This window comes from Trichocoleus sp. Lan, from assembly GCF_039961855.1.
Classification (GTDB): domain Bacteria; phylum Cyanobacteriota; class Cyanobacteriia; order Cyanobacteriales; family FACHB-T130; genus FACHB-T130.
In genome coordinates, this window is the sequence record NZ_JAMPKA010000038.1 from 34,090 (window position 1) to 50,849 (window position 16,760).

At 45.9% G+C, this 16,760-nt stretch carries 13 protein-coding genes and 1 riboswitch; of the genes, 8 read left to right on the forward strand and 5 right to left on the reverse strand.

Annotation, left to right across the window (positions count from 1 at the left end; translation table 11 throughout):
- Window positions 1-32: 32 nt before the first annotated feature.
- A complete protein-coding gene (locus NDA03_RS24610; RefSeq protein ID WP_190410686.1) occupies window positions 33-176 on the reverse strand; it encodes a hypothetical protein in 144 nt (47 codons plus the stop codon).
- Between the two features lie 59 nt (window positions 177-235).
- The gene (locus NDA03_RS24615) at window positions 236-2,890 is read right to left on the reverse strand and encodes a filamentous hemagglutinin N-terminal domain-containing protein (protein WP_348239430.1); all 2,655 of its coding nucleotides are present in this window, start codon (window positions 2,888-2,890) and stop codon (window positions 236-238) included.
- Between the two features lie 652 nt (window positions 2,891-3,542).
- On the opposite strand from NDA03_RS24615, the gene NDA03_RS24620 reads away from it, so the two are divergent.
- The 4 genes from NDA03_RS24620 (at window position 3,543) to NDA03_RS24635 (ending at window position 9,749) form a co-directional block, all read left to right on the forward strand.
- Window positions 3,543-5,033 (forward strand): choice-of-anchor Q domain-containing protein, encoded by a 1,491-nt coding sequence (locus tag NDA03_RS24620; RefSeq protein ID WP_348239431.1) that lies wholly within the window; start codon window positions 3,543-3,545, stop codon window positions 5,031-5,033.
- Between the two features lie 229 nt (window positions 5,034-5,262).
- Window positions 5,263-6,750, forward strand: coding sequence for a polyphosphate:AMP phosphotransferase (pap, locus tag NDA03_RS24625; RefSeq protein WP_348239432.1), 1,488 nt, complete (start codon window positions 5,263-5,265; stop codon window positions 6,748-6,750).
- Window positions 6,751-6,825: 75 nt separating this feature from the next.
- Complete coding sequence (locus NDA03_RS24630) at window positions 6,826-7,872, forward strand: YdcF family protein (protein WP_190410690.1); 1,047 nt, start codon at window positions 6,826-6,828, stop codon at window positions 7,870-7,872.
- Between the two features lie 128 nt (window positions 7,873-8,000).
- Complete coding sequence (locus NDA03_RS24635) at window positions 8,001-9,749, forward strand: ABC transporter ATP-binding protein (RefSeq protein WP_190530465.1); 1,749 nt, start codon at window positions 8,001-8,003, stop codon at window positions 9,747-9,749.
- Window positions 9,750-9,761: 12 nt separating this feature from the next.
- Here NDA03_RS24635 and NDA03_RS24640 read toward each other — a convergent pair whose 3' ends face one another.
- Complete coding sequence (locus tag NDA03_RS24640) at window positions 9,762-9,887, reverse strand: hypothetical protein (protein ID WP_277879644.1); 126 nt, start codon at window positions 9,885-9,887, stop codon at window positions 9,762-9,764.
- A 100-nt stretch (window positions 9,888-9,987) separates the two neighbouring features.
- A riboswitch (cobalamin riboswitch) is annotated at window positions 9,988-10,138 on the forward strand.
- A 20-nt stretch (window positions 10,139-10,158) separates the two neighbouring features.
- On the opposite strand from NDA03_RS24640, the gene NDA03_RS24645 reads away from it, so the two are divergent.
- Complete coding sequence (locus tag NDA03_RS24645; RefSeq protein ID WP_348239433.1) at window positions 10,159-10,821, forward strand: HupE/UreJ family protein; 663 nt, start codon at window positions 10,159-10,161, stop codon at window positions 10,819-10,821.
- A 97-nt stretch (window positions 10,822-10,918) separates the two neighbouring features.
- Here the strand turns inward: NDA03_RS24645 and NDA03_RS24650 are convergent, their stop codons facing one another.
- Entirely contained in the window at window positions 10,919-11,761 is an 843-nt protein-coding gene (locus NDA03_RS24650; protein WP_348239434.1) for a M56 family metallopeptidase, read from the reverse strand.
- Window positions 11,752-12,183, reverse strand: coding sequence for a BlaI/MecI/CopY family transcriptional regulator (locus NDA03_RS24655; RefSeq protein ID WP_190410694.1), 432 nt, complete (start codon window positions 12,181-12,183; stop codon window positions 11,752-11,754). The genes NDA03_RS24650 and NDA03_RS24655 overlap by 10 nt, the downstream gene beginning before the upstream one ends.
- Window positions 12,184-12,403: 220 nt before the next feature.
- Here NDA03_RS24655 and NDA03_RS24660 point away from each other — a divergent pair, with 220 nt between their 5' ends.
- From NDA03_RS24660 to NDA03_RS24670, 3 genes are all read left to right on the forward strand, one after another.
- Entirely contained in the window at window positions 12,404-13,084 is a 681-nt protein-coding gene (locus tag NDA03_RS24660) for a tetratricopeptide repeat protein (RefSeq protein ID WP_348239435.1), read from the forward strand.
- Window positions 13,085-13,176: 92 nt separating this feature from the next.
- The gene (locus NDA03_RS24665; RefSeq protein WP_348239436.1) at window positions 13,177-15,534 is read left to right on the forward strand and encodes a TonB-dependent receptor; all 2,358 of its coding nucleotides are present in this window, start codon (window positions 13,177-13,179) and stop codon (window positions 15,532-15,534) included.
- A gap of 180 nt (window positions 15,535-15,714) precedes the next feature.
- Window positions 15,715-16,494, forward strand: a complete 780-nt coding sequence (locus tag NDA03_RS24670) for a superoxide dismutase (RefSeq protein WP_190535444.1) — start codon at window positions 15,715-15,717, stop codon at window positions 16,492-16,494.
- The last annotated feature ends 266 nt before the right edge of the window (window positions 16,495-16,760 follow it).

Below are 16,760 nucleotides of genomic sequence, written 5' to 3' on the forward strand. Positions count from 1 at the left end.
TCAAACTTTGAATCAGTGCTTTATAAGGATAGCTAACTGAGGGCAATGCGTTGTCCTCGGTAAGAGAGCTTGTGTTCCTTATAAATACTTTCCTTCACCAAACTAGCGATCGCATACCTCTTTCGTCGGAAAATCGCACAGAAACGCGGAAGCATCCCCATTTCTGTGCGATTCAAAATTATATCTTAGAGATTTTTGCGGCTGAGCTTACAACCCAGCGCTTTAGCGACATTGATTACTTTTGAGGGATCGCGCGATCGCTTTGTTGTCGGGGAACAAACAGGGTTTTAGAGCTTGCCGGTGGTTGATTGCGGCGATCGCGGCGTTCTTGACAGCGAGGCAACCTGTGTAAAATTGGCAGCTTTTCATCTTCGAGACTCTCTACCGTACACAAAATCGGTCTTTGATTTTCTGCACCCGCTACTGGTACAGGTGAGAGTGTATTTCCTTGAAAGTCTGTCACAATTTCTGTCTTGGGTTGGTTCCCAGGTTCCGGTTGGGGATTTGAACTGGGTATGGGGGTAGGAGTTGGCGCAGGACTTGGCACGGGAGTTGGTGCAGGACTTGGTGCAGGAATTGGCGCGGGAATTGGCGGTGGAGGAGTGGTATTGATCGTAATATTGCCCTGAACAGTTCCACCGGGGAAAGATTCGGGGGGCGAAATTGTCGAAGTGCCCGTGGTGATGGCTTGGGCAGTTCCGTTCGTTGTGGGATCTCCAACGACAAATGGAGTCGCAGGGACTGGGACTCCCCCGTGATGGTTGATATTAATGGCTCCACCCCCGCCCGTTCCGGTCGTGTTAATGCTGGGGTTATTGTAAGTAAAAGTAACAAACTTATTATCAACGGTGAGATTCTGTCCCGCCGCGATAGTTACATTACCGCCAGTGCCACTGCCAAGACTCTGAGCATCAATGATTTTGGCGGCGATATCATTACCAGCAATCAGCGTGATGTCACCGCCATTGCCAGAGGAAGAGCAAGAATTGCACTTAGAACTGGAATCTATGGTTTCAGTCTTGATATTGCCTCCGGCGCTAATTGCGATCGCGCCGCCAGTCCCAGAAGCAGCCGTGCCAAAGTTATCAGAAGAGGAAAAGATATCTCCGGTTGTAATATTTCCCGATGGGGCGCTGAGGGTAATTGCACCTGCATTACCAGGGCGATTGCGAGAGTCTAAATTGTAAACTTGATTAACTGGATCGGCGGCATTAATAGAACCGCTGGTGCTGCTAATACTTATATTTCCACCAGACGACTGAATGGTTTGAACATTAATATCACCCGGTGCCGACAAGGTAACATTTAAAGGTTCCGCTGGTCCCAATAAATCATCAGATTTAATGGTTCCTGCAACTGTAATCGTTCCGGCTGAGGTAGGAGATTTCACAAAGGTTGTGTAGGAGGGATTTGCGCCTGCATCGTCAAAATATTCCGGAGAGGCACCCGGAAAGGGTTCGGCGAAGGGTACGTTATCAGTTGTCCCAGCGGCACCTGCTTGTAAAATCAAGGCACGACTATTAGGGTCTACCTCTGGATCGATCGCATTAATGACGATATCTCCGCTAATCGTAATTTTTCCGGCTGCGATTATCTTCAGGGAAGCGCCCGTATAAGAATCAAGCATGACATCGCCATCGGAAGTAATGATGGGGTCATAGATACTTTGAAACTTGCCACCTGCTCCCGATAAGTTGAGAATTGAGAAATTACCCCCTGCTGAATAGTGAGCATCTCCAGAAATCACTCCATCGCTGATTAAACTGAGGTTGCCGCCACTTTGAAAGGGTGTTTCTGGATGATTCAGCGCTAAAATATCAACCGCTTGATTGCCTTGAACGGTGAGATTCCCTCCCGCCTTTGCCACAAAAGGAGTCGCGACGCTATCCCGCACTCGCACGGTATCTTTTGCCAGCAAATTCATATCCCCAGATGTCTGTATTTGGCTTTCAACCAGGGTCAAATTATGGTTGGCTGAAAGTGTAGCTGTTCCCGCATTGAGCTGACGGACTACCACATCCCCCGCTTCTACTTTGATACCAGAACCTGTTAGTTCTACCTCTCCTTTGCTATTTGTGGTGAGTCCCGTAGCATTTCCCGCTTTACTACCCGTTAGTAGTTGGGGTAGAGAGGAAACTGTTCCGGTTGAAGGCTGACTAGCATCAGAAGAAATGGGTTGAATTTCTAAACTTAGCAATTGACCGGGTTGACTAATCCGTACGGTATTCTGTCCTGGTACTGCTGCCACAATCAGTTTACCTCCTGGTGCTGACAGCGTTCCCTGGCTAACAACAGTGCCACCCAGCAAGGTAAGATTTTGCCCTTCTTTAACTGCTAGTTCTCCAGAGTTGACAATAGCACTCGGTTGAGCAGTATTAAACGAATAACTGCTGGGCATTCCCGTTAAGGTTGCGTAATTATTATCGCCGCTAGCATTAAAAGAATTAGAGCCAAAACCAATCCCTGTAGCACTGGTTGCGGTAAAGCTTCCCGGCACATCCAATCTGGCATTGGCACCAAATATAATCCCCGATGGATTCATCAGGTATAAATTAGAATTTCCTCCGCTGACTTTAATTAAGCCATCAATGGTAGAGGGATCTCCACCCACTACTCTGCCTAAAATATTTTCAATTTTGGGATTAGAAATAAAGTTAGCGATTTGGTCTGCATTGAGGTTAAATTGCTCAAAGCTGTGGAAAAGGTTTGCTCCATCACCAGACAGTTTTCCTCCGCCGATATTGATTGTATTGCCTTCAGGAGCGGCAATTGTGCCCGTACCGTCTTGAGCTGGAACAATCGTTTCTGCCTGTGCCGGTTTCACAGCGATCGCTGGTGCAACGGCAAGTAAGCTAAGCAATACGCCAGAACTTTCAAAAGCTGATTTCATCTGGTGTTAACCCATTGGGGTCATGATTTATCCTGCTCCTCATTACCAGGATTGATAGAACTATCAGGATCTCAAACAGGCTTCATTAATAAATAAATAAAATATTTCTAAAAGCGAATTTTATTAAACTCTATTTGTGTAAATATAGGGATAAAAGTACTTTTATTGTGTACGCAGAAGTACGAATTAATAGCTAATTCTACGGTTAACCATGATTTCTATTTTTAAATAAAAACATATTTGTACTTTGGCAATGGTTTAATACTATAAAACCTGTGTAAATTTACTGAACATTGAAAAGGTTTCCGGATTGACAGCTATAACAAAGAAGTATTTAACAAGGCTTGTTGTAAGACAATTTTACAAAGTTAAAACTACGTATATTCGCGGAGGATTAAAATTCCTATTTTCGGTAAAGACTCTATTTCAGATTACAACTTATTCCTCGATCTGAGACTGCCGGATTTGTTAGGGAACCAACAAATATTGAGTCTGTCAAATATCTGGGTTGTTAGCTCAGCTTCTAACTTTTCTCACCTCCAACTTTTTTTGCAATTGCACAGTATTCTACGCCCAAAAATAAGTAAGCTCATTTGGTCATGCAATTGCAAACAATAAATCTCTTCTAATATTGAATAATGAGGTTTTTGGTATGAAACAACCACTCTATTTCTTAACTCTCGCTTTCTGTGTTGCCTTAACGATTTCCTCACATCAAAAAGCTGAGGCGGCTGGAACTGTCGGGAACGGAACCGCTGCAAGTTGTACTGAAGCTGCTTTAGATACTGCTTTAGTAGGCGGGGGGACTGTAACCTTTAATTGTGGTTCTAGTCCGCATACGATTGTAGTGAAAGAAAAGGTACTTTCCGCGAATACAGTAATCGACGGACGAAGTGTAGTAACTCTCAGCGGAAATGGAACTAATCGGATTTTTTCCACTGATAGCCTCGTTCAATTGACCCTAAGAAATCTCACTATTGCGAATGGCTTTAGTACCGAAAATGGTGGCGGCGTTTATAGCGGCTACAGAGGTAAGTTAGTGGTACTTAACTGTACCTTTAACAACAACAAATCCACGAAGCCTGGAGAGGCCGGAGGCGGTGCCATCTATAGTAAAAGTGAAAGTACAATTGTTGTAGATAAAAGCACTTTTACCGGAAACCAAGCTAGCCTTGGCGGAGCAATCTATGACTTGCTCAGCGACTTAACCGTAACGAATAGCACTTTCACGGGAAATACCGCTGGAATTGTGGCTCCTGGGGGGGCGGGTGGTGCCATTTATAATGATGGTGCGAATGGTAATTTAGGTAAAATTATTCTCCGGAACAACACCTTCACAAACAATATTGCCACCAATCAAGGTGGGGCTTTTTTTAATCAACTTTATAACAACAATACGACGACAATCGAAAATAACACCTTCTCTGGAAATAGCGTTACGGGCACTGGCGACAAAGGATTTGGCGGTGCTATTTTCGTGGTCGGTGGCACCACAACTGCCCCTAATTACACTGCCGGAACAAACAGCACTATTTTTATAGTGAGGAACACTACCTTCTCTGGCAACATTTCTGCGAATCAGGGCGGGGGACTGTGGACGGGAAATGACGTAAGCGCAGAAGTTTCTAATACTACTTTTTCAGGGAATCGTGCTGTGACTCCAGATGCCAAGGGGGGTCTAGGCGGCGCAATCATGAGAACCAGTGGCAAGATGACCATCAATAATGTCACGATTGCTAACAATTATGCTGGGTTTATGGGGGCTGGTATTTTTGGCAGCAGTCCAGATATAACCCTGAAAAATACAATTATCGCTAACAATAAAGCGGATAATGGCGGGAATACCTGGAATATTAAGCAGAATTGTTCTGACGAAATGACTAATGGCGGCAACAATATCCAATTTCCCGCCAAAAACCCAAACGATCCCACTGACAAAAACTGCGCGGTTGGCATCACGATTGTTGAACCAATGCTAGGTGCACTTTCTGCGACTGGTGGTTTGACTCAGACTCTACCCTTATTAGCAGGGAGTCCAGCGATTAATACAGGAAATAACGCGACTTGCTTGGCAACGGATCAACGAGGTGTTGCCAGACCGCAAGGTGGTGTTTGCGATATCGGAGCATTTGAAGCAAAATAATCAGATGGGTAGTTGGTAACGGGATGTAATTTACCAATTACCGATTCTTTTCAAACTATCTAGTGCCTGGAGCCGAAAACAAGAAGAAAAAGCGCTTTTGTCTTCTTGTTTTTGGCTCCTGTATTTTTATGTCTAAGCTTTGACATTTGCAGATTGTTACTGAATAGTCAGCGCAACAAGTGCAAGACTAGGAGATAGTTAAAGGTACTGCTCTTTTCTAGTCAACATCATGCTAGATACGCTGGACTTGAATCTTTGCCTCGATAAAAATATCTATGATTCTCAGATTGAGACGCTAATGCGTCAGGTGCGATCGCTTCAAAAGGCTTGCTGGGACAAAAAGCTACCCATGATTGTCGTGCTGGAAGGTTGGGCGGCAGCGGGGAAAGGTGCTTTAGTCAAGAAAATGGTCAATTACATGGACCCGCGAGGGTTTACGGTTCACCCGATTTGGCCTCCCAACCAGGAAGAGCAACAATACCCTTTTTTGTGGCGCTTCTGGCGGAGACTGCCAGTAAAGGGCAGTATTGGGATTTTTTATCATAGCTGGTACACCCATGTTTTAGAAGACCGGCTGTTTGCACGAATCGAGGACTCAAAAATCCCAAGCGTGATGGCCCAGATAAACGCCTTTGAGCGCCAACTGGTGGATGATGGAAATGCGATCGCTAAATTCTGGATTCATCTAAGCCGCAAAGAATTAAAGCACCGACTCAAAGAATATGCCAAAGATCCGTTAGACGCTTGGCGAGTGCGTCCGGAAGACTGGAAACAAGAGAAACACTACGGTAAATATGTAGATTATGCCGAAGAAATGCTCGTCCAAACCAGCACTGGCTCCGCCCCCTGGACATTAGTGGAGGGCAACTGCCAACGCTGGGCGCAGGTCAAAGTCCTCACCCAATTCGCTGCCACTCTTACAGAAGCCCTCGACCGACTTCACATTCGGACGCCTATCACCCCTGTACCCCCTCAAAAACACCTCAACCCAGCAGAGCCGGATCTCTTAGCGCAAGTCGATCTCAATCTTGCTCTCTCCAGGGATGAGTACAAAAAGCAGTTACGCGATGCCCAAGTAGAACTGCTGAAGCTTCAGATGAAGATTCACAAACATCAAGTGCCCGTCTTGGTGCTGTTTGAAGGTTGGGATGCGGCTGGGAAAGGAGGAGCCATCAAACGCTTAACCGATGTCCTCGACCCCCGCAGTTATGCCGTTCATCCCTTCGCAGCACCTACGGATGAAGAGAAAGCGCATCACTACCTCTGGCGGTTCTGGCGGTGGTTGCCAACAGCAGGGACAATTGGCATTGATGACCGCAGCTGGTACGGGCGAGTGTTAGTAGAGCGTGTTGAAGGTTTTGCCACAGAACTGGAATGGCGCAGAGCCTACCAGGAAATCAATGAGTTTGAGAGCCAACTGACGAATGCAGGCTACGTTTTGGTCAAGTTCTGGCTGCATATTAGTCCTGAAGAACAGTATCAGCGATTCATATCGCGTCAGAATGACCCCTTTAAAGAATACAAACTCACCGCCGAAGATTGGCGAAATCGGGACAATTGGGCTTTCTATGAAGTGGCAGTCAATCAAGCAATTCAGCGGACGAACACTCCTAACGCTCCCTGGACAATTGTTGCTGCGAATGATAAATACTATGCCCGTGTTAAGGTAATTCAAACCGTAACCGAGGCGATTCGGGCAAAATTGAAACGTCAATAAGAGGCAGTCGGTAATCGCTGGTGAATAGTCGTTACCAATTACCCATTACCAATTACCCATTACCAATTACCTACTATGTTTTTACTACTAACGCGGGTTCTGCTGTGGCTGCTGATTGGCACCTTAGTCTATTTTTTGTTAGTGCGATGGATTCCCAAACAATATCTCGCTTGGTTGGGCGGGCTGCTGTTGTTTGTCATCATGGTGATGGCGTTTTACAACCCCAATGAAAGGTTGGTATCGAGTGCCTGGAACATTCTTTCGTTTCCGCTCAAACCGTTGGGGTTGTCGATTATGCTTTTGTTGTTCGCCATTGGTGGAGTGAAAAAGAATGCGCTAACAGGCGTAGCCTGGAACCAACTTAGGATAGCCTTCTTCGTTTTGCTGTTGTCTAGTTTGCCAATCGTTGCCTACTGGCTGGCTCAGCAAGCGGAAGTGGAGGCGATTCAACTGGAGCAACGACGGCAACTGATTTGTCAAACTCAATGTCCGGCTGATATTACGCCGACCGGATCTCAAATTGTGGGGGCGATTGTGGTGCTGGGGCGAGGGACGACACAACCCAATCTTCCCTACCGGACGCAGATTCAATTAACTGATACGGGCGATCGTATTCTATACTCTGCTCAGCTGTATCAAGAACAGCTACGGAGCGGTAATGACCCCTTAGTGATTGTCAGTGCAGGACCTAGAGCGGAGCTGACAGGAAATCAAGATAGTGTTAACGAGGCTAACGATGTCGCGGCGCTGCTGGTCAGGATGGGTGTACCCCGCAACCGAATTGTGATTGAACCGCGTGGGGTTGATCTCCGCACCAGTGCCGTCAGGGTTGAGGAAATCTTGAGGCAGCGCGGTATTCGATCGCGCCGGATTATTCTCGTTGCCTCCGGCTTAAATATTCGCCGTGCCAACCTTACGTTTGCCAATTTGGGCGTCACGGTCATTCCCAGAGCTACAGATTTCTTTACCTTTCAAAGTGGGGCAACGCCTGCCCGACGCATCACCGTCACGGATTTTGTTCCCACCGTGGAAGCGCTAGTCACGACAACGCGAGTGGTAGAAGAATATCTCACTTTCATCTACTACTTCTTACGCGGCTGGTTGACACCCCTCGTTTTATAGAAGCAGCACAAGCGCCAATTCGTCTACGATGGTTTGGGATTGGATGTTAGGCGAAAGCTTCTTGCAGGTTGCAAGAAAGTTTTTTGTCTGTTGCCTTTTCTCAGTTTTTAATCCTCAGTCCTCACAGAATGGCTCACTCTCGGCTGCAAAAATTGGGTGCTTATCTGCGTCCCCACTGGCGACAGGCTACCTTAGGCGTTATCGCGCTGTTTGTTGTGAATGCAGTGGGCGTTTATATCCCTTTGCTGATTCGAGATAGCGTTGACGAACTCCGCCAAGCGTTCGACTTCGCTCAAATCTGGAAGTATGTAGCGCTAATCCTGATTCTGGCTTCGGCAATGTGGGTAGTGCGGATGGCTTCGCGCATCTTGCTGTTTGGAGTCGGGCGACAAGTAGAATTTGACCTGAAACAAAAGATTTTTCAGCATCTACTCACCCTGGAACCGTCTTATTTTGCGAGCAACACTGCTGGAGATTTGATTAACCGGGCGACTAGCGATGTGGATAATATCCGGCGTCTGCTGGGATTTGCCGTATTGAGTTTGGCGAATACAGTTTTTGCCTACGGACTGACATTGCCGGTGATGCTATCGATTAATTTGAAGCTGAGTCTGCTAGCGATCGCAGTCTATCCGTTTATGCTGATCGCTGTGCAGCTATTTAGCGATCGCCTACGGAACGAACAGCTGGTGTTGCAAGAGGAACTCTCTAGCATCAGCGAGTTGATTCAAGAGGATATGAGCGGGATTGGTCTGATTAAAATCTACGCTCAGGAGGAGAACGAACGCCGTGCCTTCTCCCGGTTAAATAATCGCCTGTTGCAAGCCAATATCCAATTAGCAAAGACCAGAAATGTCTTGTTTCCAATCATTCAAGGCATGGCTTTTATCAGCTTACTGATATTGCTATGGGTTGGAGCACGATCAATTGTGGCGGGTGCGATCACAATTGGCGATTTTCTGGCGTTGATTCTCTATACTGAACGATTAGTTTTCCCGACCGCCTTACTAGGTTTTACGATTACTGCTTACCAACGAGGTGAGGTGAGTATCGACCGCATTGAGTCGATTCTGATGGCAGAAGCCAAAATTAAAGATTCTCCGAATGCACTCGCATTACCCGTTGAAAAAGTAAGCGGTAAATTAACAGCGCGTCAACTCAGTTATACGTTTCCGGGAGCCGAAACGCCCGCGCTGAAGAATGTTAGCTTTACGATTGAACCAGGGGAAACCGTGGCGATTGTGGGACCAATTGGCTCAGGAAAATCGACACTTGCCAATGCCTTGCCGCGATTAGTGGATATTCCAAGCGATAGTTTGTTCGTAGATGGCAATGATATTACGCAGATCAAATTGCCCGATTTGCGCGGAGCGATCGCTTATGTCCCGCAAGACAGCTTTCTGTTTAGTACCACCATCAAAAACAATATTCGCTACGGCAATCCTCTGAGCGAACAGACAGAGATTATTAATGCTGCCAAGCAAGCGCAAATTCACCCGGAAATTCTCAATTTTCCCCAGCAATACGAAACCATTGTCGGAGAGCGCGGCATCACCCTCTCAGGGGGACAGCGACAGCGAACTGCTCTCGCCCGTGCTTTGCTGATGGATTCCCCGATTCTGATTTTGGATGATGCTCTCTCCAGCGTTGATAATCAAACTGCCACAGCCATTTTGAATAATCTTTCGGAAGGCATCCAGCGCAAAACGGTTATTTTTATCTCTCACCAATTGTCTGCGGCTGCAACTGCCGATCGCATTTTTGTGATGGATCGAGGTCAAATTGTGCAGTCTGGGACTCATGCCGAACTTTTGCAACAACCTGGACTTTACCGTTCGCTTTGGAACCAGCACGAGCTAAAGGAAATCCTCAGCTAATTTTAGTAGCACTCAAGTAGCGATCGCTATTTGAGTTTCTTGAGGTAATGCAATTTGATTCGTCGGGTTGGATGGTACTTCGGAAACGCTGGGTGTAAAGAACATTAAAGCCGAACCCAGCAGACAATTAACGCACATTTTTCCGATTCCTCCTCAAATAAAGCGGCTCTTGGAGTCATCTGTTTGAGTTGAGGTTCATTTTACCCATACTTTTTAAAATGCCAGCACTGAAGTGATATGATTGCCCTACTCAATCGGTTCTGGTGGGGAGCAGCCACCAGAGGTAACGGGGAAAGTTCGGTGTAAAACCGTCGCTGTCCCGCAGCTGTAATGAGATCCGTCGTTTTGGTCTCTCAGCCAGAATACCCGCCGAGAGAAATTGATTTGCGAAATCTGCGAGGTACAGAATATGTCTAAAGATAGACGCTTTGCTTTCTTAAATCTGATGCAAAGCCGAACGGTAATTGTATTTTTGGTTTTAATTAGCACTTTCCTATGTGCCCAGCGGGCGATCGCTCACCATCCAATGGGTGGCAAGACGCCGTCTAATTTCTTTGAAGGGTTCTTTTCAGGGCTAGCCCACCCCTTGATTGGACTGGATCATTTTGCGTTTGTGGTGGCGATTGGATTACTGGCGGTTGGGCAAGTGCGGGGCGCGTTCATCCCAGCCGGGTTTGTATTGGCAGCACTGGCGGGAACTGGGATTCATTTACTCAATCTAGATTTACCGGCAGCTGAGATAGCGATCGCCGGTTCCGTGATTGTCTTCGGGGCGCTGCTGCTAACGCCAAACAAACCAAACTGGCTGGTTATTCTGGCGCTGGGAGCGCTTGCTGGTTTATTTCACGGCTATGCTTATGGCGAGGCAATCGTCGGTGCTGGTATGACGCCGCTTGTTGCTTACCTTCTGGGTTTCACTTTCATTCAATATGGCGTTGCCTTGGTTGCCATGCTGCTTGGCAATGCAGTGAGCCGGAAATCTGCCACTCAACCTTTATCCTGGCAGCGATTTGCCGGTTTGGTTATCTGCTCGATTGGAGTGGTTTTCTTAAGTAATTCCGTCCTCGGTTAATGATAATCTCGCGCAAAGGTGCAAAGACGCTAACAAAAACTTTGCGTCTTTGCGCGAAATTTGAAAGGAAATTATCCTGATTGTGCAACGCCAAAATTTAAGTGTGAAACGGCACGGTTACTAGCGGCAGAAACCCTAAAAGTATCCAATGCCAAAGCCATAAGCTGGGTGAAGCTGACTCCTCTGATGGTGCCAGAAGCGCTTCGATTCTCTCCTCTAAACGGTTTCGAGGGGCAACGGCACTGAACGCCGCACAGAAACTTTCAGACTGTACTGGCGAGACACTCACCACCAATAGCAGAGATTCTGCTAACAACAAGGGATCTACCTGTTGCGCCGCCCATCGATCCGCACGAAGTTCCCGCAATAGTAAAAGTTCTTGCCACAAAGCTTCTGTATTCGGCAACCAAGCGGTTATCTGGCGCACCCAGCCAAGCCAGAAAAACCAAAACGTATCCCGATAATAGTAATGCGCTTGTTCGTGGGCGAGAACTGCTTCTAGATGATCTCGATCGAGGGTTTCTAACAATCCCTGACTGACGACTAATTCAGGCTGCCAGAAACCAATTTGGGCGCTAAATAGAACGCTGGCATTGAGAAGGCGACCCAATTTACCTTCAAGCTCGATTTGGGGATAAGTGCGTGTCTGTTGTACCGAACGCCATCCTTCATGTGCCAGCTTTAGACATAAAATTCCGGCAACGCCTAAAAATCCCCAGGCGAAGGAGTAACTGAACCATCCGGCTTGCAGTCCTCCCATCTTTCCGTCTGCACCCATGCAAATAACTGCGATCGCTGTCACGATCAATAGCAGCGGCGGAAACAAAAATAACCCAAAGGATCGTTGCCAGCGTTGCGTCCAAGTTCCTGATGGCTCTAACCCTGTGCATCTCAGACACCACGCCAATCCTAACGCCGTCAGAATCATCGCTAGATGCATGATTTTCCCTCCTCTCTCGCTTTGCGTGCGGATTGAAGACGAAGCGCGATCGCTTCTATTTGCTCTACGCTAGCGCTATCTAGGCTATCTGCAAAGGCGGCGACGACATCCGGGTTCCCCACTGCCAAAAACTGGTGTAACTGTTCGTGAGCTTTAATGACTTGCGCTTCTTCCCGCGATACCAAAGGTTGCCAGCAAAAGCTTCGTTCTTGTTTATCGCAAGCTAGCCAACCTTTTTGGGTCAGGCGACGCAGCACCGTTGTTACTGAAGTATAAGCTAACTCCCGGTCTGGGTCAGCCAGAATGCGATCGTGTACATCCTTAACGGTGGCAGAGCCGAGTTCCCAGACGATATTTAAAATCTCCGCTTCTAAAGGGCCAAGAGAAAGTTGTTTGGGACGGTAGTTAGGTAGAGGAACCATACATCTGAACTTTGTGCCTTGTGCAATCTCTGAATAAGCTTACACTCCAGACTTGCACTCTTGTTCAAGTTTGACAGCTTGTCTTTTGACGGCAACAACGACTCAACTCAAAATAATGGGGTTGCATCCCAGTCAGAGCAAAATCTACTGACATTGAGCCTGCGTAGGCAGGCTTTGTTTGTGGCTACACAAACAAAGCCTGTGAGCAATTAGCTACTAAATGACGGGTGTTACGCAGTGCTTTCTCAACATCTATGTTCTCAACGTCTATGTTATGAGTCGCCTTTCCCGCAAGATTGTCATCTTCAGCATTATCTTCAGCATTGTAATGGCACTGCTGAATTCGCCGTCGATGGCTCAAGCTCAGCCATTACAAATCACGCTAACGGCGAGTACCGATACAGATCAAATGAGCGCTGAGGACTTCTTCAAGCGCGGAGTTTACGAGGTATTGAGCGGAGATTACCCTGAAGCGATCGCTGATTTAAACCAAGCAATTCGGCTCAATCCCGATAATGCTCAAGCTTACACGAATCAAGGTCTTGCCCGCGCTGCCCTCGGAGATACGCAAGGAGCGCTCGCTGACTTTAGCCAAGCAATTGAGATCGACCCCAGCCTCGCTTTAGCTTACTATAATCGGGGTTTTGTCCGCTCCCAACTACAAGATTATCCGGGAGCAATAGAAGACTTTAGCCAAGCGATTGAACTCAATCCTCAGGATGGCGATGCCTATCACTGTCGCTGTCTCATTCACTACACGCTGGGAGATAAGCAGGGAGTGAGAGCAGATTTTGAGAAAGCCACCGATCTCTATCTACAACAAGGGAAACGACAACAATATCAAAGTTTACTACAAGAAATTAAAGAGCTTCATTCGTCAAGTCATTTTCTGGTTTCTTAATCATTTGTTACCTTGAATCATCCATGCGATCGCTAAAACTCAAAGCAATTAGCTAAAACGATTATTAACTAAAACTTTATTGAAAAAAATATATGAATAAACACTTACTGTTCAATAGCTTTTTGGTAGCGAATGCTGTAGCAGTATTAGTTTGCCATCCAGTTCTAGCTGAAGTTACACAAGTCACTAGCATTCGTTTAATTCCAACAAGTAACGGCATTCAGGTAATTTTAGAAACTACGGGTGGTACACTTTCTCGAATTTTGACATCCAGCAACAACGATATCTTTACCGCTAACATCATCAATGCTCAGTTGAGCTTACCCGAAGGAAATCGTTTCTATCAAAACAACCCTACTGATGCAATCACTGCTGTATCTGTTACTCCTTTGGATTCTAATAGTATTCAGGTAGTCATAATTGGAAAGGCTGGGATTCCGCCCGGAGAAGTTAATCAAAGTGATTCCGCGCTTATTTTCAACCTAGATAATACTACTGATTCCATAGCATCTGAGCCTGATAGCGAGTCTGATGAAACGCCTGAAGCATTTGAATCAAGCGAGTTGGCAACTGAGCCAGAAGTTCAAGTAGGAACAAATGAAGAAATTGAATTAGTCGTAACGGCGAAAAGAGAAATTTTTCCAGAAACATCTACGCCCGTCTATACAATTAATCAAGAAGAAATCCAGAAGCAAGGCGCTAATAGTGCAGCAGAAGTATTGAGAGGGCTTCCTGGATTTGCCATTAATGATGCCGGTTTCGGGGCAGATATTCATACAGGTACTTACTACCGAGGGCATTCGATTAATCAATCTGTTTTTCTCCTCAATGGCAGACCTATCAACACGAATATTAATACTTATCATGGTGCTACCGACCTTAATAGTATTCCAGTAGAAGCAATTGAACAAGTGGAATTATCTAGCGGCACCAGTTCTACTTTATATGGTTCGGAAGCTTTTGGAGGAGTTGTTAATATCATCACCAAACAAGGGCAAGAAGTTCCTAAACTCAATGCTTCAGTTGAATATGGCTCTTTTAATCAGTCCAACTATCGGATTAGCTACGGGGGTTCTGCGGACAATCTAAGATTTAATCTCGGCTATGAAGAGTACGAAGCAGATAATCGTTATGCTGTCCCTAAAGGTGCAGCAAATCGAGATTCTGAAGGTCTTCTATTTAACGGAGATACCGCAACTAGTAACTACTTTGGCGGGATCTCGCTAGATTTGAATTCGAGAAATACTCTTAGTTTAGATGCTTCTAAAATTAGCAGTCGTCGGGGGTTACTTTATTTCGGGTTTCCTCTGCAAAGAGACAGATTAGACCACGATGCTTTTAATATTGGGTTATCTTGGAAGGCTTTGCTAGGAGAAGGTGAAGATTCTGTTCTGAGAACGACACTTTCTTACAATCAGGATTACTTTAATACTTATGGTCCGACTCAAAATATCTTCTACCGGACTGGTACTCTGAATTCCCAAGCTCTCAATGCTAGGGTAGAGCATCAATGGCAAACATCTCCTCGAAATACTCTAACTTGGGGCTTCGATGTACAAAATAGCTACTTAAATGGGAATGTTTTAAGTACAGTCCCTAATCAGCTTACCCTGAACGAAAGTGAAAACAGAGATAGGTTTCATACAGCAATATTTGCCTTAAATACTTGGAAAATAAGTAACTCATTACAGGCAGATTTTGGTCTGCGGCAAAATTTTAATAGTGACTTTGGGAGCTATTTGAATCCCAGTGTCGGGGGACGGTGGGCTGTTACTCCAACGGTGGCTGTGCGGGGCAGTTGGGCTTCAGTGCAGCGCAATCCTGGATTAGATCAATTGTATGTTTTTGATACGGTTCATAACTGGTTGCCGAACCCGGATCTAAATCCAGAAACCGGCTCTTCTTGGACGGCTGGAGTCGATATCCAGTTTTTAGAAAATTTGGTAGGACAGTTTACCTATTTCGGCAGCCGTTTAGATAATCGCCTCGGAGTTATATCAGGACGCTGGGCGAATATTGGTTTAGTTAATACAAATGGGTTGGAGGCAGCATTACGGTGGCAAATGACTCCGCAATGGTCAACTTTTCTTAACTATACTTATACAGATGCGCGAATTGAGACCGGCTTAGAGAAAGGATTACAGCTAGGTTTAATTCCTTACTCAGTAGGACAATTCGGGATTGGTTATGCGAGTGGAGGATGGCAATTGAATCTATATGCAAGTTACCACGGCGGGGCACGGAGAGCTTTCTTTAATAATCCTGGCGAGAGTAACAAAGATTTTTCCCCGTCTTTCTTAAATCTAGATTTGAGCGGTCGGATTCCGATTACTAAAAATTTTGGGATTACAGTGAATTTAGAAAATTTGGCTGATGTAAGGTACGAGAAAGCAAATCGAATCTATCACCCCGGTTTAACTTTACGAGTTGGCTTACAATCTAATTTCTAAAAGTTTTGGACGGGTATTGGATAGGGTAAGAGTAGAATTTTACTGCTTTTTGTCAGAGCGATCGCTTAACGCAATCCTGTCGTCATCCCGAAATTACCTCCTTGAGATAGAGGTATTTATGCCGCTAGACAGGTGTAATTTTTGATGAAAGCGCAACTTTCTACCGAAATTGATTGAATTATGGCTCTTTATCGTCGAAATTTCCTGTTTCTGCTAGGTGGCACTGCCGGAGCAGCCGTCATTGGGGCTTTCCCCGCAGCTTGTGCAGCTCAAACAACTCCAAAAAGTGAAAACCAGCAAGCACAGCAGCAGACACCGCAAGCACAACAGCAGGGGCAAACGGCAAATACTTTTACACTGCCGCCTTTACCTTATGCCTACAATGCTCTGGAACCCCATATTGATGAGGCGACGATGCGGTTTCACCATGATAAACACCATGCCGCCTACGTCAAAAACCTGAATGAAGCCGTGAATAAATACTCGCAACTCAAAGGCAAGAGTCCTGAAGAATTGCTTCGTGACATCAATAGCGTGCCAGAAGATATTCGTACTACAGTACGCAATAACGGCGGCGGTCACGTAAATCATACGATGTTTTGGGAAATCATGGCACCCAATGCTGGTGGAGCGCCGACGGGAAGAATTGCCGAAGCGATTAATCAAAGCTTTGGCAGTTTTGACGCTTTCAAAAAGCAATTTAATGAAGCCGGTAGCAAGCGTTTTGGCAGCGGCTGGGCTTGGCTGGTTCGCGGCAAGGATGGTAAGTTGCAAGTGATGAGTACGGCGAATCAAGATAGTCCGTTGATGGAAGGAATGTATCCGATTATGGGCAATGATGTCTGGGAACACGCTTACTATTTGAAATACCAAAATAAGCGTGCTGATTATTTAGATGCTTGGTGGAACGTCGTTAATTGGAATGCAGTAAACCAGCGATTTGAGAAAGCATCAGCTTAGTTGAATGCCGCTGATTTCAGCCCTAAACTAAAGTTTGGGCTAATAGCTTAAACCCGTTTAAACGGGTTTAAAGGCTGACCAGTAAGTTAAAGCTTACTTTAGCTTTAATCCGGAAATTTATTTGCAAACTCTTTGTGTTAGTGCCATCCCGGCCTAGTAGTTAACCATAGAGATTATGACAGGCTAGGAGTTGGATAGAGACGCTTGAACTTTGTGCGAGCATCGACTGTAGAAAAGCGCCAATTGACAGTCGCTTGGTTTTGATT